Annotated in this window: 17 protein-coding genes; 13 read left to right on the forward strand and 4 right to left on the reverse strand. The window is 49.0% G+C overall.

Annotated features, from left to right (window positions below; genetic code table 11):
- Positions 1-19: 19 nt before the first annotated feature.
- From BLR64_RS01705 to paiA, 3 genes are all read left to right on the forward strand, one after another.
- Positions 20-631 carry a sugar O-acetyltransferase gene (locus tag BLR64_RS01705; protein WP_090711601.1) on the forward strand — a complete coding sequence of 204 codons (612 nt, stop codon included), beginning with the start codon at positions 20-22 and terminating at the stop codon, positions 629-631.
- A 156-nt stretch (positions 632-787) separates the two neighbouring features.
- Positions 788-1,240, forward strand: a complete 453-nt coding sequence (locus tag BLR64_RS01710) for a MarR family winged helix-turn-helix transcriptional regulator (RefSeq protein WP_090711603.1) — start codon at positions 788-790, stop codon at positions 1,238-1,240.
- A 29-nt stretch (positions 1,241-1,269) separates the two neighbouring features.
- Positions 1,270-1,785 (forward strand): spermidine/spermine N(1)-acetyltransferase, encoded by a 516-nt coding sequence (gene paiA / locus BLR64_RS01715; protein ID WP_090711604.1) that lies wholly within the window; start codon positions 1,270-1,272, stop codon positions 1,783-1,785.
- A 139-nt stretch (positions 1,786-1,924) separates the two neighbouring features.
- Here paiA and BLR64_RS01720 read toward each other — a convergent pair whose 3' ends face one another.
- Complete coding sequence (locus BLR64_RS01720) at positions 1,925-3,100, reverse strand: serine hydrolase domain-containing protein (RefSeq protein WP_090711606.1); 1,176 nt, start codon at positions 3,098-3,100, stop codon at positions 1,925-1,927.
- Positions 3,101-3,378: 278 nt separating this feature from the next.
- Between BLR64_RS01720 and BLR64_RS01725 the strand changes: the two genes are divergently transcribed.
- The 3 genes from BLR64_RS01725 (at position 3,379) to BLR64_RS01735 (ending at position 5,882) form a co-directional block, all read left to right on the forward strand.
- The gene (locus BLR64_RS01725; RefSeq protein WP_090711609.1) at positions 3,379-4,290 is read left to right on the forward strand and encodes a glycerophosphodiester phosphodiesterase; all 912 of its coding nucleotides are present in this window, start codon (positions 3,379-3,381) and stop codon (positions 4,288-4,290) included.
- A 70-nt stretch (positions 4,291-4,360) separates the two neighbouring features.
- Positions 4,361-4,999 carry a serine/threonine-protein kinase gene (locus tag BLR64_RS01730; protein WP_090711612.1) on the forward strand — a complete coding sequence of 213 codons (639 nt, stop codon included), beginning with the start codon at positions 4,361-4,363 and terminating at the stop codon, positions 4,997-4,999.
- Between the two features lie 163 nt (positions 5,000-5,162).
- A complete protein-coding gene (locus BLR64_RS01735) occupies positions 5,163-5,882 on the forward strand; it encodes a gamma-glutamyl-gamma-aminobutyrate hydrolase family protein (protein WP_090711614.1) in 720 nt (239 codons plus the stop codon).
- 152 nt (positions 5,883-6,034) lie between these two features.
- On the opposite strand, the gene BLR64_RS01740 is transcribed toward BLR64_RS01735, so the two are convergent.
- Entirely contained in the window at positions 6,035-6,583 is a 549-nt protein-coding gene (locus BLR64_RS01740; RefSeq protein WP_090711616.1) for a TetR/AcrR family transcriptional regulator, read from the reverse strand.
- Positions 6,584-6,859: 276 nt separating this feature from the next.
- Between BLR64_RS01740 and BLR64_RS01745 the strand changes: the two genes are divergently transcribed.
- The 3 genes from BLR64_RS01745 (at position 6,860) to BLR64_RS01755 (ending at position 9,530) form a co-directional block, all read left to right on the forward strand.
- Entirely contained in the window at positions 6,860-7,840 is a 981-nt protein-coding gene (locus BLR64_RS01745; RefSeq protein WP_090711618.1) for an aldo/keto reductase, read from the forward strand.
- 181 nt (positions 7,841-8,021) lie between these two features.
- On the forward strand, positions 8,022-8,783 hold the full coding sequence (locus BLR64_RS01750; protein WP_090711620.1) for an AraC family transcriptional regulator: 762 nt from the start codon (positions 8,022-8,024) through the stop codon (positions 8,781-8,783).
- A 30-nt stretch (positions 8,784-8,813) separates the two neighbouring features.
- Positions 8,814-9,530: a transglutaminase-like domain-containing protein gene (locus BLR64_RS01755; RefSeq protein ID WP_090711623.1), complete on the forward strand. Its 717-nt coding sequence runs from the start codon at positions 8,814-8,816 to the stop codon at positions 9,528-9,530.
- Between the two features lie 60 nt (positions 9,531-9,590).
- Here the strand turns inward: BLR64_RS01755 and BLR64_RS01760 are convergent, their stop codons facing one another.
- Entirely contained in the window at positions 9,591-11,303 is a 1,713-nt protein-coding gene (locus BLR64_RS01760; RefSeq protein ID WP_090711625.1) for a glycoside hydrolase family 13 protein, read from the reverse strand.
- A 192-nt stretch (positions 11,304-11,495) separates the two neighbouring features.
- On the opposite strand from BLR64_RS01760, the gene BLR64_RS01765 reads away from it, so the two are divergent.
- The 4 genes from BLR64_RS01765 (at position 11,496) to BLR64_RS01775 (ending at position 20,758) form a co-directional block, all read left to right on the forward strand.
- On the forward strand, positions 11,496-13,304 hold the full coding sequence (locus BLR64_RS01765) for a methyl-accepting chemotaxis protein (protein WP_090711627.1): 1,809 nt from the start codon (positions 11,496-11,498) through the stop codon (positions 13,302-13,304).
- Between the two features lie 130 nt (positions 13,305-13,434).
- Positions 13,435-13,581: a lmo0937 family membrane protein gene (locus BLR64_RS29935; protein ID WP_139171896.1), complete on the forward strand. Its 147-nt coding sequence runs from the start codon at positions 13,435-13,437 to the stop codon at positions 13,579-13,581.
- A 12-nt stretch (positions 13,582-13,593) separates the two neighbouring features.
- Positions 13,594-14,001: a MerR family transcriptional regulator gene (locus BLR64_RS01770; RefSeq protein WP_090711629.1), complete on the forward strand. Its 408-nt coding sequence runs from the start codon at positions 13,594-13,596 to the stop codon at positions 13,999-14,001.
- A gap of 361 nt (positions 14,002-14,362) precedes the next feature.
- Positions 14,363-20,758 (forward strand): rhamnogalacturonan lyase family protein, encoded by a 6,396-nt coding sequence (locus BLR64_RS01775; RefSeq protein ID WP_090711631.1) that lies wholly within the window; start codon positions 14,363-14,365, stop codon positions 20,756-20,758.
- 207 nt (positions 20,759-20,965) lie between these two features.
- On the opposite strand, the gene BLR64_RS01780 is transcribed toward BLR64_RS01775, so the two are convergent.
- On the reverse strand, positions 20,966-21,916 hold the full coding sequence (locus tag BLR64_RS01780; RefSeq protein WP_090711633.1) for a helix-turn-helix transcriptional regulator: 951 nt from the start codon (positions 21,914-21,916) through the stop codon (positions 20,966-20,968).
- Positions 21,917-21,967 lie beyond the last annotated feature (51 nt).

Consider the following 21,967-nt stretch of genomic DNA (forward strand, 5'->3'; position numbering starts at 1 on the left):
TGAAAGGAAGACGATAGCAATGAATCAAAAGGAACGTATGCTGGCCGGACTGCCTTATAAAGCCTGGCTGGATGGTCTGATGGAAGAGCGTACCGAGAACAAGCGGAAGGTTCAGCTGTACAATCAGCTGCGCCCGGATGAACGGACCAGACAGGAGGAACTCATCCGCAGTATTCTGGGAAAGGCCGGCAAGGGAGTACACATAGAGCCTCCATTTTTTTGCGATTACGGCTTGAATATCGAGGCGGGCGACAATTTCTATGCCAATTTCAATTGTACAATTCTCGATGTCGGCAAGGTTAAGATCGGCAACAATGTCATGTTCGCCCCTAATGTATCTCTCTATACGGCAGGCCACCCAATTCACCCGGATTCAAGGAACTCCGGCTATGAGTATGGCATTGCCATCACGATTGGTGACAACGTCTGGATAGGCGGAAACGTGGTCGTCACTCCTGGTGTTACTATAGGCAGCAATGCTGTAATCGGGGCAGGCAGTGTGGTAACGAAGGATATTCCGGACAATGTGATTGCCGCAGGTAATCCTTGCAGAGTGATCCGTGAGATTACAGAAGATGACCGGAAATATTATTTCAAGGACAGGGAGTTTGATGTCGAGGATTACATGTAAAATAGAAGGGGAATCAAAGACTATACTGCAAAGTGCATCTGTATTGTTGGCGGCTTGCTGACAGGGCGGATGCATTTTTTTGCATGACCATTTGTTGTATTTACAACAAATAAGAGATATTATTAATGATATTAAAAAAGGATTGGAGCGGCCGCCATGAAGGAAATTCTGCGCGAAATCGGGATGATTGCCAGAGCCCTTGATTCGATCAGCAATATAGAATTCAAAGAGTTCGACCTGACAAAAGGGCAATACCTCTACCTTGTGCGCATCTGTGAGCACCCTGGGATTATACAGGAGAAGGTGGCTGAAATGCTCAAGGTTGACCGTACTACTGCTGCCCGGGCGATCCAGAAGCTTGAACATAACGGTCTGGTCGAGAAGAGGGATGATCCGCATAACCGGAAGATTAACCGGCTTTTTCCCACTGCTAAGGGAGAGCAGGTTTTTCCTTATATTATGAGAGAACATGCGCATTCGGATAACGTCGCTCTGGCTGGATTATCGGAAACGGAGACAGATGTCTTGTTCCAGCTTTTGCAGCGGGTCAGAAAGAATGTGGAAATGGACTGGGAATCGGTAAAGAAGGGCAACAAACGCGAATATTGAATGCATTCAGTAAAGGAGCCGCTAACAAAATGAATATCACGATCAAACAATGCACCCTGGACGATCTGAAGGAACTGCAAGCCCTTAGTATTGAAACCTTCGATGAGACGTTCAAAGATCAGAATTCGCCGGAGGTTATGAAGGATTATCTGGACAAGGCTTTTTCTGCTGAGAAGCTGGAGCAGGAGCTGACACGGCCTGGTTCTGAATTCTTTTTTGCCATGGTGAACGGGGAGCCGGCCGGCTATCTTAAGCTAAATATAGATGAAGCCCAATCCGAAGCTATGGGCGCGGACACGCTCGAAATCGAGAGGATATACATCAGCAGCAGGTATCATGGAATGGGGCTTGGAAAAAACATGATTATCCATGCGCACAATAACGCCGGTAAGTACAACAAAACCCGGATCTGGCTCGGAGTATGGGAAAAGAACGGTCCGGCGATCGGATTTTATCAAAAAATGGGCTTTGTCCAGACTGGCACACATATCTTCCAGATGGGTGATGAAGCACAGACCGATTTTATTATGGAAAAGGCGCTGTAAAACCGGAATTACTGTAATGAAAGGGCTTGCGGAAATGGCAATGTCATAACACAATCTAACTAAAGATAAAGAATAACAAACGGCAGTCTAGACCTTTTAAATAAGAGTCTTTGACTGCCGTTGTTATCAATCTCAATCCTTACAAACTACTAAACACAATATTCCGCAGCTTGCGGGTGACAGGAAGGGTACCGGCGTCCTTTTTCTGGACCATAAACAGTATAGTCAGCGCATCCTGCGGGCTATTCATGAAGTAGGCGCCAAGCCAGCCGTCCCAGCCGTATTCGCCTTTGCTGCCGATATGTCCGGCCTGGCCCGGCTCAGTCATAATCCGCATCTGGTTGCCGTAGCTGTGCCCGCACAGGGATTGCCACAAGGCGAAGCTTTGCTGCTGGGGTGGAGTCAGACCCGCCGAGGTCATATACTGAACAGTTCTCGGTTTGAGCAGCTGAACGCCGTCCAGACTGCCGCCCTTCATGAGCATTGTCGTAAATCTCGCGGCATCGTCAATAGTGGAGGCCAGTCCGGCTCCGCCAGACTCGAAGGCCGGTTCGCGGTCCAGCTGATGATTAATTCCCAGATGGCTGTCCGCATACAGCTTCAAACCGCCTTCACTGTCATCCTGATAGGTTTTGGCGAGCCGGCTTCTCTGTTCTTCCGTCAGCCAGAACCCGGTATCCTCCATTCCGAGCGGCCCGAAAATTTCCGTCTTCAGAAATTCCCCAAACTGCATGCCGCTTGCTGCTTCCACAACAGCGCCAAGCACATCAGCGGATGTGCCGTATTCCCAGGAAGCTCCCGGCTCGAAAGCAAGCGGACCTTGCCCCAGCCGGCCGGCAAATTCCTTAGTGGTCATCGGATTTGCTCCAAGCAGACGGGTACCGAGCTCCTGAAGCAGGCTTTCGGTATACTGTCCGGCCAGGCCGGGACCGCCATACACAAGTCCTGATGTCATGTTCAGCAGGTCATGGATGTTAACTTCGCGTTCGGGGGCAGCCAGCCCGCCGTTTTTTTCAACCATCTGACTACGGAATTCGGGTATGTAACGGCTTACAGGATCGAACAGATCGATTTCTCCGCGTTCCAGCAGCTTCATAACGGCAGTTGCTGTTACCGGCTTGCTCATCGAATATAGCCTGAAGATTGAGTTCCTAGCAATGGGATTCCCCGTCTCCATATCGGCTAGACCGTCCTCGTGATAAAAGACCTCTTCCCCGTTCTTAATCACCATAAAGTTAGCCCCGGCGATTTCTTTGTTTGCAATACTGGTGCTGAGTGTTTTTTTCAGCTGTGAGGTTGTGCCTGATTCCAGCATGGGTTGTCGTTCTCCTTTATCATCATTTTCTCTGAGTCTATAAAAGTGTTAACCACCTGACTAATCAAATATTAAGCGCTTTTATGAAGGTTGTATAGTAGTTTTGGTGTGGCTGGTTTCTGCGGGGATAAGCTAATTTTTATATTCGCATATGATTCTCACCGGAATATAATAAAAAAATATCAGCGACCTCAAGGAATGGGTAACGCTTAACCCGTCCGGCATGTTAATATATTATTTATGCTATTAAGGATTAGAAAAGTAAAGAGGGCAGATGGATGACGAAACTTTTTAGACATAAGGCTTATTTTATCAGTGTTCATGTTTTAATGTTTATTTTCTTGTTCTCAGCACTATATGCGTATTTTCCATGGATACAGGTGAAGGTCAAAGAGATCATTGATCCGGCGGATAAGGTGCTAACGATTGCTCACCGCGGTGCTTCAGGTTATGCTCCCGAGAACACCATCCCGGCAATAGAGCTGGCGATTGAAATGCAGGCGGATTATATTGAACTCGACATCCATCTGACCAAGGACAAAATTCCTGTCGTTATCCATGATGAGACGGTGAACCGGACTACAGGCAGCAGGGGGTATGTGAGAAATTTGACCCTGGAGCAGATCAAGCAGCTGGATGCCGGCTCATGGTTTAATGAGGCCTATCCGATGTTTGCCAGGGAACAGTATGCTGGTATTACCATACCTACACTGGATGAGGTTTTTGAGACGTTCGGCGACAAGACCCGTTACATGATTGAAATCAAGGAGCCTGGGTCGAATAGCCAGATCGAAGCCTTACTGAACGAAGCGATTGAAAAATATAAACTGGAGGATGTTGTGTCTGTTCACTCCTTCAGCAGTGCCAGCTTACGCAAGCTTCATGCGATCAACCCGGAGATCCCGCTGTACCAGCTTGTATGGAATGACTATACCACCGCGAGGGTACCCGCGTCTTATCTTGAGAATGTGAAGACCTATGCCGTCGGAATCAGCCCTAACTTTCAGGGAATCGGAGCAGCTTTTGTGGCTCAGGTGAAAAATGCCGGCCTCAAGGTCATGCCCTATACGGTTAATTACCAGGTCAACATGGATAAAGCTTATTTATGGGGCGTGGATGGCGTCTATACGAATTACCCCGACCGTTTTCAGGAGGTCATTGACACCAACAGGGAGAATGGGCAGTGGTAGCATTATTCCAGGGAACATATGATATATTAATAGAAACAAAATGCCGGACAGGCTGCAGGGAGAAGCAGGTATGGAGAAGCTGCGGGAACTGATTACTGATGATTTAATGTTAAAAGCCATTATAGAGAGTATTGATCCGCAGGAGCCTGTAAAAGTCAGCAATGTCCCGTTTCCCTGGAGCGTGCTGGGCTGCGGCAATTATGCCGCTGTTTTTTGCCATCCCGATTATGAAGACTATGCGGTCAAAATCTACGCCCCGGGAAGACCCGGTCTGGAGGAGGAAGCGGAGGTATACAAGCTCCTGGGACACCATCCGGCATATGCACGGTGTTATTATATAGGCAGTACCTTTCTTATCCTTGACCGGCTGCACGGGGTTACCTTTTACGACTCGATGAAGCAGGGGATCCTTATTACAGAGCAGGCGATCCGCGATATTGACTATGCACTGGACTATGCCCGTTCCCGGGGACTGCAACCGCACGATGTTCATGCCAAAAATGTGATGATCAGGGACGGCCGAGGCTTGATAGTGGATGTATCAGACTTCCTCAAGCAGGAAGACTGCAGCATGTGGGAGGATTATAAGAAAGCCTATTACCGTCTATATAGGCCGATCGCCTCACGGTGGATATTTCCGGTTCCTAGAACAATACTGGAGATCGTCCGGAAAGCCTACAAGTGGCGTAAAAGGAATAACCGCCGATAGACAAAATCCGATAGAGCAGAGACACCATGGTGTCCTGCTTTTTTTGTAATATGCTATAGAAATGAAAAAGATCCAACTTCCTCACATAAAGCGTCAGGTGTTCTATGGTTTTATTATAAGCCGCCTATTATAATAAACGACAATAAATAATGGAGGTGCAGCAATGAAAAAACCGATGATAGGAGTCCTGCCTTTATACGATTCCGGAAAAGACAGCTACTGGATGCTCCCGGGGTACATGAAAGCAATTGAGCAGGAAGGCGGAATTCCAGTAATCCTGCCCCTGACAACCGATATGGATAACATTACAGCCTTGGCAGAAAACTTTGACGGATTCCTGTTCACCGGCGGCCATGATATCAATCCTAAAATGTATAAGGAGACAGCGGAAGAGTTCTGCGGGGAATGGTGTGATGAACGCGATGAAATGGAGAAACTGCTGTTTGACCGGGTAACAGAATTAAATAAGCCTGCTTTTGGAATCTGCCGCGGGCTACAATTGTTTAACGTGTTAAGCGGAGGCAGCCTGTATCAGGATATACCGGGCCAGATGGTAGCAGAGATTGCCGTCAGCCATAAACAGAAACCGCCGTATGCCGATCCTTCCCATTCCGTACATATCTGTAAAGGCACTCTGCTGCATGACATTTTACAGACAGAGCACATAGAAGTGAACAGCTATCATCATCAGGGGATCAAAACATTGCCGGCAGCCCTGACAGCCGCGGCTGCTGCGGAGGACGGGCTGGTTGAGGCGGTAACGATGGAGAATAAAAGATTTATTCTCGCTGTACAGTGGCATCCGGAATTCAGTTATACAGCAGACAGCAACAGCAGAAGGCTGTTTTCAGCCTTTGTGAATGCCTGTCATATTTCAAATTAGGCGGTCCGTTATTCCTTCCGCGGCGGCTTGATCAGCAGTGTCCCGCCCAGGAAAAAGAAGCTGCTGGCAATTGCGTTCAGTGCCTAGTACATCCAGTATGAGCCAATCCTTTTCATCCATCTGTAACTTCCTTTCCAGCTGCTATCTCAATTCTACTCACAGATCCGTTCCAGCAACGTACCCAGCTGCTCAGCTAAAACCTGATGAGAAACCGGCCTTTCGTTGGTGAACCACCATTCCACAATACCCACATAGGAGGACGCTACAAATTGAACGACCAGGTCCTTGTTTAATCCTTTGTTTTTGCCGCGGGTCACATCAATTTCATCCTGGAACTCCTCAAAGAGAAAAGCCTGAAAGCGGCTGCGGAAGAAAGGCGCGCCTTTACTGGCCAGCATGGTGGAGAAAAAGGAATAATTCTGCTCGAAATATTCGGTCCAGACAATGGATCCGGTGACAAAATCCAGCTCCGCTACCGACTGGCACCGTATCCGGAGTTCATTGATATGAAGCTCAATGAGCTTATCCAGCAGATCGTATTTATCCATGTAATGAAGATAGATGGTGCCGCGGCTGACGTTAGCCTTATCGGAAAGGTCCTGAATCGTGATATCATCAAAGCTTTTTTCGGTCATAAGCTCGATAATTGCTGTTTTCAGCGCTTCCTGGGTTTTGAGAATTCTTCTGTCCACTTTTGTCATTTTACGCACCAGACTTTCCTGATATCCATTTTAGATACTGTACATTTTTATAATTATAAACAGGTGTATAGTATTTTATCAATGGAAATGAAGGGTACGATAATCGCTGGAAGTCTGAGATATTGAACAATTTCGGGTAATCTATTCATTAATGTACAAAACGCAGGAAATTGGCAATTGGAAACAAAATTAATGCGGGTATAATAATAGACGTCAGATCATTATAGTAACAATGACTAGTATTGTTACTATTACAATGAAAGAGAGGATTGTCAAATGGAGTATGTTAAATTCGGCAATACCGGAATGGATGTCTCGCGGATTTGTCTGGGCTGTATGAGCTTCGGGGAAGCAATGCCAGAATGGCACCAGTGGGTGCTTAATGAGGAACGCAGCCGTGAAATCATCAAGCGGGCGCTTGAGCTGGGCATTAACTTTTTTGATACAGCCAACATTTATGCGAATGGCACCAGTGAGGCGTTCACCGGACGGGCTCTCAAGGATTATGCAGACCGGGATGAAATCGTGCTGGCTACCAAGGTCTGGGGACGTATGCATAAGGGTCCAAACGGCGGGGGACTTTCCCGGAAGGCTATTTTGAGTGAGATTGACAAAAGCCTGAAGCGGCTGGAAACCGACTATGTCGATCTTTATATCATCCACCGCTGGGATTACGACACGCCGATTGAAGAAACGATGGAAGCACTCCATGATATAGTGAAGGCGGGAAAAGCCAGATATATCGGCGCTTCCGCAATGTATGCCTGGCAATTCCAGAAGGCGCAGCATACCGCAGAAAAAAATGGCTGGACCCGGTTCGTCTCGATGCAGAATCATCTGAATCTCATCTACCGGGAAGAGGAACGTGAAATGCTGCCGCTCCTCAAGGACCAGCACATCGCATCAACACCGTACAGCCCGCTGGCATCCGGAAGACTGATCCGTGACTGGTCCGAAACCACGCTGCGCTCAGAAACAGATCACATCCAGAAATCCAAATATGATGCGACTGCAGAGGCCGACAGGCTGATCATTGAGCGGGTAGCCTCACTTGCGGAAAAGCGCGGCGTGCCGCGTATTCATATCGCCCTTGCCTGGCTGCTGCAGAAGGAAACGGTAGCTGCTCCGATTATAGGGGCAACCAAGCTAACCCAGCTCGAGGATGCTGTAGGCGCGCTATCCGTGAAACTGACAGAGGAAGAGGTAGCTTTTCTTGAAGAGCTGTACATCCCTCACCGCGTAGTCGGTGCCCAATAAGGAGGAATAATAATGGAATATGTAACACTTAACAACTTAATTTATGACCGATTACGGTAAAAAAGGTCTGGAATAGAGCATTAAATAAATACAGGAGCCTGCCGCGTGCAGGCTCTTTTGCTATTTTTTGATATAATGTTCCGGTATAGGAGAGTGACTGGTACTTAAGGGGAGATACATAATGATGAAATTGTACGGAGCGGAGCACCACCTGCTTGTACTGTCCGATACCATCGATGCAGATGATCATGCCCATGCATTTGTACAGATAACGCTGGCTTTTGAGGGTGAGCTGGACATCAAGGTGGAAGGCAGGAGTATGCGCTGCAGCGGGATTGCGATTGACTCCAACATCCGCCACCGCCTGGACGGGACGGGGAAGCAGCTAATGCTTCTGCTGATTGACGGAACCTCGGAAATTGCGGCCGGCTTCAGACAACAAATAGGCGATTCCGGTTACTGTCAGCTACAGCCTGATCAAGTCAAAACCATAGCCGGATTCGTTCAGGCTCACTACGCTAGCATTAAGGACAGCAGCAGCTACCGCAGCTTTTATATGCAGCTGATGGAGCTCTTCCGGCTTGAGGTTCAGGCGGCAGTAGAGGATTACAGGATACAGGAATTGATACGGCTTATGAAGGATTGCCGGGATTCCGAGCACTCAGTCGGTAAGTACGCTAACCAGCTGGGGCTTTCGGGCAGCAGATTAGCACATCTGTTCAAGGAAAATACGGGAACCTCACTGAGCGGCTATATTGTCCTGCATAAGCTGCAAAAAGCCGTTTATCTGATTTTTAACGGAGCCCCGATTACGGAAGCGGCAATGGCCGCCGGCTTTGACAGCCCATCGCATTTTGCTGCTACAAGCAAACGGATGCTTGGAATGGCTGCAAGAGAAATCCGCAAGGATAGCGTTTTTTTGAAAGTTTCGTGCCTGCATTAACCTTACTATAAGTACAGGAGGTGTCATACCATGACTGTACTTATAACAGAGACAAAATTGATGAACTACTCTCATCCCGGGATTCAACAGCTGCTGCGTGACCGGCAGTGGGCACTGCTTCCCGTTAAGGAACAGATTCTGCAAATCTACAACTTCGTCCGTGATGAAATTAAGTTCGGTTATAACCGCGCAGATGTCATTCAGGCATCTGAAATCTTACAGGACGGCTATGGCCAGTGTAACACCAAAGGTATTCTATTTATGACACTGCTCAGTGCTGTTGGCATTCCGTGCCGGATGCATGGCTTCACCATTGATAAGGAGCTGCAGAAGGGCGCGATGAAGGGGTGGTATTACCGGCTCTCCCCGCAGGAAATTATCCACAGCTGGGTGGAGGTCTGGTACAAGGACAAGTGGCTGAATATTGAGGGCTTTATTCTTGATATTGCTTATTTAAGTAGGCTTCAGGACAAGTTCGCCGATTGCCCGGAAGGGTTTTGCGGCTATGGCGCTGCCACAAACAACCTGTCTAACCCGGAAGTCTACTGGGATGAAGGGAACACGTACATTCAGAAAGAGGGCATTGTACAGGATTTCGGAATCTTTGACAGCCCTGATGACTTTTTTGCGGTACACCGCCAGAAGTTTGGCCCGCTGCGGGAAGCCGTGTTTGTATATATTGTGCGGCATCTGATGAACCGTAATGTTAGTAAGATAAGGCAGGGAACTGCCGCGACTGGAGCGTAAGGCAACCCCAATAAAGCCCCTCAATTGTTGAGGGGCTTTTGACTGCGCAACCTTGGTGTTTTAATCTGTACTGTTTTCCTGATACCTCCGGTACACCAGTCCTTCATAAGGCCTAAGCGTGCCCTGACGGTGACATTTTGGCTCAATCTCACCCGGATAATTGCCGAAGAGAAAGTCTGCGCCCATAAGCCGCTCAGCCTCCAGCTCCGGCAGCTTCCAATGGGCTTCTTCATTAGAAAAGTTGAGCAGAACCAGCCATTCCTCAGCTTCATCATGGCGTGTGTAGGCGAAGATTTGCTGATGATCTTCAAGCATAAGATCAAAATCGCCGTAGACCATTACCGGATGCTCTTTGCGCAGTCGGATCAGCTTTTTATAGAAATGAAAGACGGAATCCGGATCCTCCAGCTGCGCTTTTAAGTTGACCTCTTTATAATCAGGGTGCACGGGTAACCAGGGCTGGCCATCGGTGAAACCGGCATTCGTACTGTCGTCCCACTGCATGGGGGTCCGGGCATGATCCCGTGACTTCTGTCTGATCCGCTCCATAATGAGCTCTTCCGGCTCACCGCGTTCCTTAACCATAACATTATAATACGAGTGAGCCTGCTGTTCGTTAAAATCTTCGATCCGGATCAGGCCCGGATGATTGGTCATTCCCAGCTCCTCACCCTGCAGAATGAACGGCGTGCCTTTTAACGTATGCAGCAGAATCGCCAGCAACTTGGCAGATTCTGCCCTGTATTGGCCCTGGTCCCCGAAGGTTGCGACCATGCGGGGCTGATCGTGGTTGCTCAAGTAGAGTCCGAACCAGCCGCCCGGTTCACCGACGTCCTTTTGCCACATCTTCATGACCTCACGCAGATCATCCAGACCCCATTCCTTGCTCTGCCACTGGTCTTCCTCGCAATCGGCCAGCTTGGAGGCTTCAGCCGACAACACCATACTCAGCTCTCGCCGCTCCGGCTTGGTGTACATCAGCACATCATCTTCATTGACCTTGGAGGTCTCACCTGCAGTAAAAATCTCATAACGGGAGAACACCTTATCATTCATCTCCCGCAGAAATTCATGAATCCTCGGTCCGTTTTTGGTATAAGGCTCGCCGTTCGCCTGCAGTTTCGTCTTATCCGTATCCGGAAACCTCTGATCCCTGGAGATCGAGTTGATCGCATCCATGCGGAACCCGTCAATCCCTTTATTAAGCCAAAAGGTCATTATCTTGTGCATCTCCGCCCGAAGCTCAGGGTTATCCCAGTTCAGATCAGGCTGCTTGGCGTTATACAAATGCAGGTAATATTCACCGCTCTCTTCATCATAGGTCCAGGCCGGCTTGCCCAGATAAGATGTCCAGTTGTTGGGCGGGCCGCCATCCGCCGCAGCCGGACGCCAAATATAAAAATCACGGTACCTGCTGTACCTGGAGGACTTGGCCTCTACGAACCAGGGATGCTCATCCGAGGTGTGGTTGAGCACCAGATCCATAATCAGCCTGATATTCCGTTTATGCAGCTCGTCCAGCAGCTGTTCCCATTGTTCCATCGTTCCGTATTCATGCTGGATCGCGCAGTAATCTTTTATATCATAACCATTGTCCACATTCGGCGACACATAGACAGGAGACAGCCAGATTGTATCGACCCCAAGCTCAGAGAAGTAGTCCGCTTTGGAGATCAGGCCGTTTAAATCACCGATGCCGTCCCCGTCGCTGTCTTTAAAGCTCCGCAAATAAACTTCGTATATTACGCTTTCTTTCCAGTAGGTTTGGTACATAAGCTGCTCCTTTCACTATCTTTCTCGTAGTTCATTACCCGAATAAAGCAATTGAAACTTCTTAAAAAACCCTCTGTCAGCGGTTTATCATTGGGAGCAGGTAAAATTAGCCTGTACGTATTTCTTTTAACAGGCGCATTTGTTTGTTACATGATCCATTACAAGACCAATCATCCAGAAAGAAGGTAGCACATGAGTCATTTAACGAAAGCAGCGAACGGAGAGGTTACATTTTCCGTAAGGGAAAGAGAGGCATTCTTATTAAAAAAAGGGTGGATGACCGGCTTTAACCTGTGGCGGAATCTGTCTGTCAGACTTAAGCTGTACTTAATGATCTCTGTCAGTCTGATCTCATTTGCTGTAGCCATGATTTATATGGTGGAGACCGGAAAGCGGGACATTAACAGCCTGACAACCGCCCTTTACAGCATGACGATACGTTCTGCTGCTGAATTATCCGATGCGAACAGCAATTTGCAGCATATCTCACTCGAGCATAAAAAATACATATACACCGGAGGAACAACCGGCTCTGAACCAACTACCGCAGACACACAATCGGTTATTAATAAAATTTCGATTGCCAGGGCAGAGCTGGATCAGCTGGGTGTGCTGGACAGCATCCTGTACCGGGATACCGACAAGACGCTGAATATGCTTTTTGCCGATCTGACGGACCGGCTTCAGGTATGGTCTGCAGATATTACCTGGCCCGCAGGTTCAGTCCCGTCAGAAGAAGAACTTGATGCACAGCTGTCTGACATAGATGCAGCCATGACCAGAATAACCTCATCCTTAGAAAACTACTCCAAGGTGAACATTACTGCAGCCAAGAATGAGGCTCTGCGTAAAGAGCGTTTCGGCTTTGTCATGCTGTTCCTGGTGGAGGCGGCAACTCTTATTCTGGCAGGACTGACAATCCGGCATATCGTTAGCACACTGCGCAAAGTCAATACCAAGCTGTCCAATGTAACCAATGGGGATCTGACTGCAGTACCTTCGAACAGCTATCCAAAGGATGACCTGGGCCTGCTGTCCCGGTCGGTAGACACTACAATCCGTAATTTGAGACAGCTGATCTCCAATATTGCTGTCAGCTCATCCACTACAGAGCAGGCAATGCAGGCTGTTCTGCTCGGATCACAGACCGCATCTGCCAAAACAGAGAACGTAGTAGACAACATGGAAAACATGGCCTTACATATGAACAATCAGCTATCCAGCATTACCGAAACGAACCGCGCAGTTGAAGAAATGGCGCTTGGAGTTAACCGCATTGCCGGTACCGCTTCCCAGATTGCAGATTATTCCTCTGATATGCAGTCTTCGGCTGCTCATGGCCTGGATTCGATCACATCATTGACGGCTCAAATGGACAATATTTCAAGCGTTATTTCAGCATTAGAGAACGTGATTGCTTCACTTAACAGTAAAACCGTACATATGAATGAGATTGTCGCGAACATCACGGGATTTGCGCAGAACTCGAACCTGCTGTCCCTGAATGCCTCAATCGAGGCGGCCCGGGCAGGCGAGCACGGCCGCGGATTTCTGGTAGTTGCCGCAGAAATGAGACGTCTATCCGACCACTCCAGACAGGCAGCAGAAGAGATAAGTACGATTCTGGAGAACACAGTCACTGATATAACACAGGCCTCCGAATTGATGCACAGGAGCATTGAAGAGATCAAGGAGGGGACATCCGGAGCAGGGGAAGTAAATGCCGTTTTTCAGGAAATTATCGGTTCGATTGCCTCTATTACCAGCCAGCTGCATGAAGCCTCAGCTTTTACTGAGCAGTTATCCGCTTCTTCCGAAGAGGTGGCCGCGACAATGGGTGAGCTGACCGGCGCTGCTGAATCCGTTTCGCAGATGACAGGAAAGGTAAATGCCGAGGCGGCGGGACAAAAGGAGGTTTTATCCGGCGTAGTCCATTCTTCTGATGATCTGAAGCAGGTGGTAACGGAGCTCCGGGAGTCAGTGAACTCGTTTAAATTATAAGAAATTCTTTTCAATTGAAAATGCCAGGGAGACAAACTGCCCGACGGCTTAAAGTATAAAGGACGTTTAACTCTCCTTTCATACGGGTATTAAGAGACAAATACTCCTGAGGAGAAGGGCGGTAATTGTTATGCTATGGGGTTTAATCGGTCTAGTGGTACTATTATGGCTGTTCGGCTTTATCTTTAATGTCGTCGGCAATCTTATTCATCTGCTGCTCGTTGTCGCCGTGGTTCTCTTTCTGGTCAACCTGTTCCGCGGTCGTTCCCGAAGTTAGCTGCACTCATTCATGAGTGCTTTGATCAAGAACCGCAGCCTCGTGTTCATGAGAGGCTGCGGTTCTTTTCGCTTAAAAGAAATCAGACAATTCGTACATAACCGGAATCTCGATGATATTCTGCTTCTGCTAAAAGAGCAGCGAAGCCGCACGGAAGAAAAAATAAGGGAATTTGAACAGATCCAAAGGAAAATAGACCAGCGGATTCATCAGATTGAAGATGCGGCCAAAACGGAGGAGCTTTATACAGTACGGCTCACAGAGCTGCCTGAACGGACGATGATCATACTGAAGCAGAGCATCCGCCGCAGCGATAATCTGGAAATGTGGATCCGGCATCTGGAGAACAGCAGTCCGCTCAAATCCAGTGTTTTCCTCGGGCAAGTAGGAAAAGCGGGCTGGGGCTGTAGACGGCATTGAAGGAAAGCTCTGCAATCTGTTGCAGGGCTTTTTTTGTATACACACGATAATAATGAAAATAAATATATCAAAAAAGTAAAATAGTCGATTTTAAGCTTAATATGCATTTTTTTGCTAAGAATGCGCTCCCATTATTTGATACACTTGTGCATATTTAGTGGCGGGATCGAGTTTTGCAGCAGATTTGGAGTCCAATAGGAGAACCCGCTTATATAAACGCCGTATTGAAGGGAGTGATGATTCTAACAACATTCAAGACTTATGATTGGAGGATTGTAGCTGTACAGGTATACCGGGTTCATGTTTAGATTTCCCCTGGTTTCTAAAAATTGATTTTAGACAAATAGGAGGAGTTAAGTACATGGGTAAAAGAGTTTCCGTCAGGAAATCGGTGCTTGCATTCGTTATGTCATTTCTCATGATCCTTTCGTTAGCCGTTCCTCCAGCTCCGGGGTATGCCGCAACAGCAACGGACAGTCCGCTTGCCCGGCAGGCAGAATATCTCGACCGGGGTCTGGTAGCGGTTCTGACCAGCAGCGGTGTGTATTTGAGCTGGAGATACTTAAATACGGATTCAGATGAAATCGCTTTCAATGTATATAAAAACGGCTATAAAGTAAATAGCTCACCTATCAGCAATTCTACGAATTATTTGGACACAACAGGAGCAGACAGCTCCCAGTATCAGATTTCTACTGTTATTGACGGTAAGGAAGTAATTCAGCCGGAGACGGTGTCAGTATGGCATAACAATTACCTGCCGATCCCGCTGGATAAGCCCGCTGACGGCCGGACAAAGGATGGCGGAACCTATTCTTACTATGCAGGGGATGCTTCAGTAGGGGACCTCGATGGCGACGGAGAATATGAAATCGTTTTCTTGTGGAGCCCGAGTAATTCAAAGGATAATTCCCAGGCCGGTTATACCGGCAATGTCTATATTGATGCTGTTAAGCTTGACGGCACGAAGCTGTGGCGGATTGACCTTGGCGTGAACATCCGGGCCGGAGCCCACTATACGCAGCTGATGGTCTATGACCTGGACGGCAACGGCAAAGCTGAAGTTGTGGTCAAGACAGCAGACGGTACCAAGGACGGTCAAGGCACCGTAATCGGTGACGGTACGAAGGATTACCGCAACGACGGCGGATATATTCTGACAGGTCCGGAATATCTGACCTTGTTCAACGGGGAGACCGGAGCGGCTGTATCCACGGTGGATTATATCCCGCCAAGAGGCGATGTTGCCGCATGGGGTGACGGATACGGTAACCGTGTGGACCGTTTCCTCGGAGGCATTGCCTATCTCGACGGAGTGAAACCTAGTGTGGTGATGGCCCGCGGTTACTATACACGTACTGTGCTGACCGCTTACGATTTCACCGGCGGCCAGCTGGTACAGCGCTGGACATTTGATACTAACCAAGCCGGCAAAGAGTACGAAGGACAGGGTAACCATAATCTCAGCGTTCTTGATGCCGATGGTGACGGCAAGGATGAAATCATGTATGGTTCACTGGCAATCGATGATAACGGTACCTTAATATACAGTACCGGACTCGGTCACGGCGATGCGATTCATGCCGGCAAGCTTGATCCGAACCGGGACGGTTATCAGGTTGTAAGCGTACATGAGCATACAAATGCCGAGTATGGACTGGAGATGCGTGACGCCGCTACAGGCGAAATTCTCTGGGGCCAATACACAGGTAAAGATACCGGACGCGGAATGTCCGCGGATATTGATCCGAATTTTCCGGGATATGAATCCTGGGCATCCACGATTACCGACGGTCAAATGGACCCTCTCTCGAAGGGCTATGCTGCCAATGGAGACGTCATTTATGAACAGAACGAAGTGCCAAAGAGTGCTAACTTTGCAATCTGGTGGGACGGGGACCTGCAGCGCGAGCTGTTCGACCATGAATGGAATAATACGACAGCAAAAGGTATTCCGCTTGTTTACAAATGGGATTACGAAAACAAGCAGCTGAAGGAAATCTTCCGGGCTACTGGCGCTTTAACTAATAACCATACGAAGGGAAATCCTGCCCTTCAGGCGGACATTCTGGGTGACTGGCGCGAGGAGCTGCTGCTGCGCAGTGAGGATAGTAGTGAATACAGACTCTACACGACTACTATTCCTACAGCCTACAAAATCCCAACGCTGATGCAGGATCCTGTATACCGCTTAGGTATTGCTTGGCAGAATGTAAGCTACAATCAGCCGCCTCACACAGGCTTCTATCTCGGAACGGAGGCCACCTCATTCCCGAAAGCGAACCTGGCGCTGACCGGCTCACAGCAGCTGCCGGAGCAGGTGTACCATTTTGCATTCGGTACGGAGCCTGCTGCGGGAACAACTGCTGTTCAGGACACTCCTTATTCGCAGGAGTCAGGCTACGGTTTTGAAAATGCAAGCGGAATTACGGTAGGCGCAAACCATGTGGCTCTGCCGGATAATACAAAGTTCGCAGTCGATCTCCCGAATGCCAACTATCAGGTTACGATAAAAGTAGGGGAGGATGCCCGCAACTCAAACGTAGGCGTCAAATCCGAATTTGTACAAAAGCTTGCTGTAACCAGCGTTAATGCCGGAGAATCCCGTGAATATTCCTATGATGTCGCACTGGTTGACGGTCAACTGGAGTTTATTTTCACCGGAACAGCCATTGACGTTCAGGAAATTACGATTTCGAAATACCCGGAGAAGACAGCAGGCGACCACACGACGATCTACATGGCCGGTGACTCCACTATGCAATCTTACAGTACACAGCAGGCACCGCAGGAAGGCTGGGGCCAGCAGTTCGGCCGTTACTTCGCTAATGGCGTCGTAGTCCAGAATGATGCGATCGGCGGCAGAAGCAGCAAATCGTTTATGGTGGACGGCCGCCTGGATTCTATCCTGCAGCGGATTAAACCGGGCGACTATTTCTTTATTTCCTTCGGCCATAACGATGCCAGTGTTGGTATTCCGGAGCGGTATGCGTCGCCGGCGGATTACAAAACCTATCTGGCCCGTTACATCAATGGGGCCAGACAGCGCGGAGCCGAGCCTGTCCTGCTTACTCCGGTAGGCCGCAGAGATTTTAACACCATCACACAAGAATTTAACGTAAGCTTCCCGGAATATGTGCAGGCTGCCAAAGAAGTAGCGGAAGAGCTGAATGTCAAGCTGATTGACCTCAGCCAGTTAAGTATTGCTTATTACGATAAAATCGGCCTCACTGCTTCGGAAAAGGTCTTCCTGTATGCCAACCCGGGCGAATATCCGAAGTACCCTAACGGGGTGAACGATAACACCCATTTCAGCAGCTACGGCGCACAGGTCATTGCCGCATTGGTTGCAGGAGCGGTAAAAGAAATGGAAATAGGTATCTCTTCTTATGTGATTGACCCGGACATTACCGAACCGGAACCGGAACCGGAAATCCAGGTGTATGAGGAGAACTTTGATGGCGACCCTGCGGCCGTCCAGTATGCGATGGCCAATTCTACGGGAATCGCCGGTACAATGACGGGAACCGTTGTCGACCAGAACGGGAACAAAGTGCTGTCCGTTAACGGATCAGGCTCGGGTAACCGTGCCAAGACCTTCCGGCTGTTCGATGCCGTGAACGGCGATATTGTCAACGTGAACTTTGACTGGCATTCCGGCAATGTCAGCGCTTCTCCATCAGAGGGACATCTGTCCATCCTGGACGCGAATGAGAATATTATTCTCACACTGCTGACTAAGACCGGTACTGCAAGTCCGGGGAACAAAATCCATTACTTCGTTGGCCCTTATACACCGGATTATGGAACAGGCACTACAGCAGTACCGGATGGCGGCATTGCCACCAATCTGCTTAAGAACCAGTGGGTCAATGTGGACGTCAACATTAATTTTGCTGAAAAGACCATGGACCTGACTTTGACGAGCAAGGCGGACCCGAGCCTCACGCAGACCATTGAGGACATTCCGATGAATCCAGGCGCTTATACCAATAATGTAAGGGCCCTGCGTTTCCTTGGAACAAGAAAAGGCGGAGGCGGCACACTCAGCTGGACCACCCAGATTGATAACGTGAAGATTGAAGGCAAGAAGCTACCGCCGGTTGCCGGCGATCAGCAGGCGTTAATTGCCCTGCATAATGAAGTAAAAGCACTGGATCTGTCAGCTTACACCGAAGCTTCCAAAGCTGTGCTGAACAAAGCATTGACGGCTGTTGAAGCAATCCTCGGTACGGAGGCGACACAGGCTCAGGTCGATCATGTGTTTAACATGCTGACGGTTGCCAAGGATTCATTATCTGCGGAACCGGCAGGTGTGATCAGCAGCTACTCCTTTGATTTCGGCTCCGGCGCTGCCGCAGAAGGATTCATTGGTGTAAATGCCAAGCGGGCTTATATCGAAGGCAATGGCTACGGCTTTGCCGATACCGCCCTTGTTCAGGACGAAAACCGTCAGACCGGTGATCCCCTGAAGGAAGACTTCACCCGCGTGAACGGCACCTCCTTCCTGGTGGAAATGGAGCCTGCCAATTACAGAGTAACTTTGACCACCGGTGATGCACAGGAATCGACCAGTACCGGCGTGGTTGTAGAGCAAATGCCGAAGCTTCCGATTACGAACGTAGCCAAAGGCGAATTCAAAGAGGTCTCCTATGATATCGCCCTGATTGATGGTGTATTTAACTTTGAGTTCTCCGGCAGCACACCAAAGATTAATGCATTGACTATCGAACGCCTGCCTGACAACGGCGCTGGCACACAGCCGGTCATTTATCTGGCGAGCGATTCCACAGTGGCCAATTATGCAGAAAGCTATCGTCCGCAGGCCGGATGGGGCGAACAGCTGGGCAGCTACTTTGATCTGGATAAGATCAGCATTGACAACCGTGCGGTCAGCGGGCTCAGCAGCAAAACCTTCCTGGTAGGCGGCTATCTGAACAATATCCTGCTGAACATTCACGAAGGCGATTACCTGTTCATGCAGTGGTCCCACAACGATTCCACACCTTCGCGGCCGGAACGTTATCTGACACCGGAGCAATTCAAGGTGTACCTGAAGGATTACATTAACGGTACAGTACAAAGAGGCGCAATTCCGGTTCTGGTTACACCGGTTAACCGCCGAGACTTTAGCGGAGCAGTCCTCAATAAGAGCTTCCCGGAATATGTGCAGGCCATGAAGGAAACCGCACAGGAAACCGGAACGCTGCTGATTGATCTGAACCAGGCAAGCTGGGAGTATTTCCAGGAGCTTGGTCCGGAAGGCACCAAATCGATCTTTATGTGGGTAGGGACAACCGAAGACAACACCCATCTGCAGATGAACGGTGCGATCAAGGTATCCGGCATGGTGGCTAAGCTGGTACAGGAGCTGAACATCCCTCTGTCTGAACTCGTCACACTGGAAGAGGAGCCGTCAGACCAGAAAGCGCCGCACACAACAGCGGCGGTGGAAGGCGATCTGTTTAACGGCTGGTATACTTCGGCTGTAAAAGTTACTTTGACAGCAACAGATGAAGATTCGGAAGTGGAAGTGACCTACTTCAAGGTTGATGACGGCGAAGCAGTCAGCGGAACGCAGCTGACCCTTAGTGAAGAGGGCAACCATACCGTTACTTTCTGGAGCGTTGACGTTGACGGCAACAAAGAGGCGGAACAGACCCTTTCCGTGCCGGTCGATCTTGCGCCTCCGGTCATTGAAATTCAGGGACAGTCCGAATACACCATTGACCAGCAGGTTGTGATTGGCTATTCCGCTGCCGATACCGTTTCCGGTGTCGAACAGCCGGCCGGAGAGGTATTAAACACTCCGGCCTATACGCTGGAGCCGGGATTGAATACAGTAACTGCACTTGTCTATGACCGCGCAGGCCAAACAACCGCTTTGGACTACAGCTTTGGCGTTACTGCTACTTTTACAAGTCTGTCAGAGCTTACCCGCACCTTTGCAGCCGGATCGGAGGACCCTGGTGCAGCAACGGTTTCCGGTCAGCTTACGGATAAGCTGCAGCAGGCTGAACAGGCAGCTGCAGCACATAATGGTGCAAAGGCCCGCCAGCTCCTGAACACTTACAGCAATGATGTTAATGCGGCCAGAAACACTGTCTTTACGGCTGAACAGGCAGATGCGCTGATTAAGTGGTCAGCATGGCTGAGCCAGGCGACCCCGCTGGCGAGCAGTGCACCAGGCACCCCGGTGTTGTCCGATAATAACGGTCATGACACTGGCCTGAGAGACGGAGACTATACAATTACGATGAATCTCTGGTGGGGAAATAACGGCACTAAGTTCAGATTGTACGAGGACGGCAAGCTGGTCAAAGAAGTCTCACTGCCTGACCAATCCCCGTCTGCTCAATCCGTGAAGATTGACATTATCGGCAAGCAGAACGGAGCTTACGTTTATACCGGTGAACTGATCAACTCGCTGGGTACAACGAAGAGTGCGCCACTGACTGTGACTGTTACCGATGCAGCTCCGGGTCAAGCGGTATTGTCTAACGACAACTGGGATGGAGATGGCAGCTTTAACGTCACGATGAACCTGTGGTGGGGCACCAACGCTACCGAATATAAGCTTTACGAAAATGGAAAGCTGGTTGACACGCAATCGCTTCAGGCCCGTACACCTGGTGCCCAGTCGGCAGTAACAGCAATATCCGGCAAAGCGGCGGGCACTTATGAATACGAAGCGGTGCTGAGCAACGCCGCAGGTGAGACCCGGACCGTAAAGATGACTGTAAAGGTACGGAAATAAGTAAGGGAGACAGCTTGACGTTACTGAACTGAATTTACGCTCCACAGCCCGAGGATACGGTCTAACCGTTTCATCGGGCTTTTTTAAAATATCAGAAAGTATAAACTTGCAGATCTATACAGGTCTGATATTTCCCGCAGAAACGGTTGCCGACTTTTTAAGGACGGCGTAGCCGTTTCTACTTGCAGCTGCAGGTGTTCAAACAGATTACTGGCCGTATATGTTCAGTCTAGATTGAATGCTTTTTAACACTTCGGCGGGCATTTCCCTAATCTTGATATCTTCTCCCAGGAAAAGCAGCCAGTTCGTAATCCCGCTCACTTCATCAGGATTATCAGCATGGATAAAAGTCTCATAGATCGCTGTTGTCTGATAGGGATTGGTATAGGAGAGCGAAGCTTTTACAGGATGGTATTTTCTGAATTGGGCAATTGCATCCGGACCCAGTTCAAGGACGACATTGACTGCTTCTTTCTGCTTATTTAGTTTCTCTAATATCTTTTTTCGGCTTAGGCTGTTTTTTACCGGATAGGGCATGACATCTATAAGCTGGTCGACCGGATAAATCCGCAGCTTCTCTTCCTGCAGATCAAAGCCTTCAATTAACCAGACACTTTTTTCGCGGTAGAGGTGCAACAAATAAACGGGATAAGTTTCTCCATTGATAGAAATGAATAAGTAGCAGTCCGTAAGCAGAAGCTGAATCAGCTTTTCCAACATAGGGTGGGGGAGGTCAGCCAGATCAAGCAAATCCGGATTATTTGGATTGGTTCCTTCAAACAGCAGAAGCTGATTCAAAAGAAACAGGTCATCCTGCTGGTTCTCGGAGATAAGCCCGAGTAATTTTTCGGATAAAGACTGGCGGCTCTTAAGGTAAGGAAGCTGCTGATTCCGGGTGGCCATGAAAGCTATAAATAGGGCTTTGACTTCACTATCAGTAAAGCGGACAACCGGAAGGACCGAGTTACGCATAACAAAATAGCCCCCGTCCCTTCCGACCTCAGCCACAAGCGGCATCCCAAGCGCCTCAATTTCCCGTATATCTCTGATTGCAGTAGACCGGGAGATCTGGAACTCTCGCATAATTTCTGAAATGGTAAAGTGGGCGCGGTTGTTAATATAACGCATGATGATATTGATCCGTTCAACTTTTTTCATCGGGCTCCTAAACAGTATCATTTTTTGACATGATTTAAGGTTATCATAACC

The organism is Paenibacillus typhae, from assembly GCF_900099765.1.
Classification (GTDB): Bacteria; Bacillota; Bacilli; order Paenibacillales; family Paenibacillaceae; genus Paenibacillus_AQ; species Paenibacillus_AQ typhae.

Bases quoted from the DNA above. Each gene is read 5' to 3' on its own strand.
- BLR64_RS01720 (WP_090711606.1), bottom strand. From the start codon at position 3,100: ATGCTGGAATCAGGCACAACCTCACAGCTGAAAAAAACACTCAGCACC.
- BLR64_RS01750 (WP_090711620.1), top strand. From the start codon at position 8,022: ATGATGAAATTGTACGGAGCGGAGCACCACCTGCTTGTACTGTCCGAT.
- BLR64_RS01745 (WP_090711618.1), top strand. From the start codon at position 6,860: ATGGAGTATGTTAAATTCGGCAATACCGGAATGGATGTCTCGCGGATT.
- BLR64_RS01770 (WP_090711629.1), top strand. From the start codon at position 13,594: ATGAGTGCTTTGATCAAGAACCGCAGCCTCGTGTTCATGAGAGGCTGC.
- BLR64_RS01755 (WP_090711623.1), top strand. From the start codon at position 8,814: ATGACTGTACTTATAACAGAGACAAAATTGATGAACTACTCTCATCCC.
- BLR64_RS01710 (WP_090711603.1), top strand. From the start codon at position 788: ATGAAGGAAATTCTGCGCGAAATCGGGATGATTGCCAGAGCCCTTGAT.
- BLR64_RS01760 (WP_090711625.1), bottom strand. From the start codon at position 11,303: ATGTACCAAACCTACTGGAAAGAAAGCGTAATATACGAAGTTTATTTG.
- BLR64_RS01775 (WP_090711631.1), top strand. From the start codon at position 14,363: ATGGGTAAAAGAGTTTCCGTCAGGAAATCGGTGCTTGCATTCGTTATG.
- BLR64_RS01725 (WP_090711609.1), top strand. From the start codon at position 3,379: ATGACGAAACTTTTTAGACATAAGGCTTATTTTATCAGTGTTCATGTT.
- BLR64_RS01780 (WP_090711633.1), bottom strand. From the start codon at position 21,916: ATGAAAAAAGTTGAACGGATCAATATCATCATGCGTTATATTAACAAC.
- BLR64_RS01730 (WP_090711612.1), top strand. From the start codon at position 4,361: ATGGAGAAGCTGCGGGAACTGATTACTGATGATTTAATGTTAAAAGCC.
- BLR64_RS01705 (WP_090711601.1), top strand. From the start codon at position 20: ATGAATCAAAAGGAACGTATGCTGGCCGGACTGCCTTATAAAGCCTGG.
- paiA (WP_090711604.1), top strand. From the start codon at position 1,270: ATGAATATCACGATCAAACAATGCACCCTGGACGATCTGAAGGAACTG.
- BLR64_RS01740 (WP_090711616.1), bottom strand. From the start codon at position 6,583: ATGACAAAAGTGGACAGAAGAATTCTCAAAACCCAGGAAGCGCTGAAA.
- BLR64_RS01735 (WP_090711614.1), top strand. From the start codon at position 5,163: ATGAAAAAACCGATGATAGGAGTCCTGCCTTTATACGATTCCGGAAAA.
- BLR64_RS01765 (WP_090711627.1), top strand. From the start codon at position 11,496: ATGAGTCATTTAACGAAAGCAGCGAACGGAGAGGTTACATTTTCCGTA.
- BLR64_RS29935 (WP_139171896.1), top strand. From the start codon at position 13,435: ATGCTATGGGGTTTAATCGGTCTAGTGGTACTATTATGGCTGTTCGGC.